The sequence below is a fragment of the Streptomyces sp. NPDC059456 genome (genome assembly GCF_042750055.1).
In the GTDB taxonomy this organism is placed as follows: domain Bacteria; phylum Actinomycetota; class Actinomycetes; order Streptomycetales; family Streptomycetaceae; genus Streptomyces.
Map to the genome: position 1 here is coordinate 1 of NZ_JBHYVA010001087.1, position 1,521 is coordinate 1,521.

A 1,521-nucleotide genomic window follows, 5' to 3' on the forward strand; every position below is an offset into this window, starting at 1 on the left:
TGTGCGGCGGGTAGTGCCCGGTGCTCCGCTGGGAGCGGCTTCCGAGTGCGCCGGTGTTGTGCCGGGCGGCACAGGGGGCTGACCTGGGGCCTCGCAGGGACGGGAAGGCCCCAACGGTGCAGGGACGTTGAGCCGGGCTCGGTCCCGGAACGCGCCGGGTGCCGTCCCGGGCCCGCTGGGTCCCGCCCCGGCCCCCTCTGGGGCCGGAAGGCTCGACGGCCGATGCCGGGCCGGGCGCCGCCGCGGACCCGGTGGGTGTGGTCACGGAACGCGCCGGGCGCGGCCCCGGACCCCTGGTGGGCCCGGTAGGCCCGGCGGGGTCGTGATGCCGGGCCGGGCGGCGGCGCGGACCCGGTGGGTGATGTGCCCGAGCGGGTCGGGGGACCGGGCTCGGCAACGGCAGGGGCGGGGACCGCCCGCGGTCGGCGGCGGCCCGGTTCCGCCGCGGCCGCGGTTGATCCGGAGGGGGCGGGCAGCGGCTCCGGGGCGGGGTGCGGCGGCGCGTAGAGTACGGGCAGGCAGCCGTACGGAACGGGGGGCGGAGCCGCCGGATGACCACGTCCACACCGCAGACCGCGGTCCTGGCCGCGCCTGCGCCTGCGCCCGCGCCCGGATCCGTACCGGCCCGCAGGGCCCTCGCCGCCGCGCTGTGCGCCCTGCTCGGAGTGGGGCTGGTCGGCGGAGCCGGCATCAGCGGCTGGGTCGAACAGCGCGCCGCCCACCACCCCTTGGCCGCGGACGCCGCCTACCGCAAAGCCGCCTCGCTCTGGCGCGCGACCCCCGTCGACACGCTGTTCCCGCCCGTCCTGAACGGCGCCGGCGCCGGCCCGGGCGGAGCCGACCGCACGTGGACCCGGGTCGCCCTCGCCCCCGACGCCGACTGCGGACCCGCGCTCGCCGCGGACTGGCAGGCGGCCCTCGCCGCCACCGGCTGCACCCGGGTCCTGCGCGCCACCTACACCGACGCCACCCGCAGCTCCCTCGTCACCGTCGGCCTGGTCTTCACCGCCGCCGACGCCCCGGCGATGGCGGCCCTGCGCGGACGCCTGCCCGCCCCGCCCGGCTACGGCTTCGCCGACAGCCAGCGCGCCGCGTGGACCGCGTCCGTGCCGGCCGAGGCCCCCGTCGTGGTCTACGCCGTCTCCGCCTTCACCGACGGCCGCACCCTGGACGCCCCCCGCCCCGCCGAGGACGCGATGCGGGCGGACGCCACCGGAGCCGTCGCCCAGGCGGGCCTCGGCCACGAGGCCAAGGCCGTCGCCGACCGGACCGAGCGCACCGTACGCGCCCTCGCCGCGCCGCCCGCCCCGTCCGGGACCCGGTGAGCCGGCTCCGGGCCGCCGCGGCCTTCGCCCTCGGCGCCCTGCTCGTCGGGGCCACCGCGCCCCCGGCCGCCGCCGACGCCATCCGCGACCGCCAGTGGGGCCTGACGGCCCTGCGCGCCGAGGAGGCCTGGGGGATCACCCAGGGCGAGGGGGTCACCGTCGCCGTCCTCGACACCGGGGTCGACGCCACCCACCC

1 protein-coding gene and 1 pseudogene are annotated in these 1,521 nt (G+C 80.5%); both read left to right on the forward strand.

Annotated features, from left to right (window positions below):
- The first annotated feature begins 551 nt into the window (after positions 1-551).
- Complete coding sequence (locus tag ACFXA3_RS42365) at positions 552-1,325, forward strand: hypothetical protein (RefSeq protein ID WP_385196842.1); 774 nt, start codon at positions 552-554, stop codon at positions 1,323-1,325.
- Positions 1,322-1,521: pseudogene (locus ACFXA3_RS42370) on the forward strand (type VII secretion-associated serine protease mycosin); the annotation flags it as partial. The gene ACFXA3_RS42365 and the pseudogene ACFXA3_RS42370, both read left to right, overlap by 4 nt.

Excerpts from the sequence above, each read along its gene's own strand:
- ACFXA3_RS42365 (WP_385196842.1), top strand. The coding sequence starts at position 552 with ATGACCACGTCCACACCGCAGACCGCGGTCCTGGCCGCGCCTGCGCCT.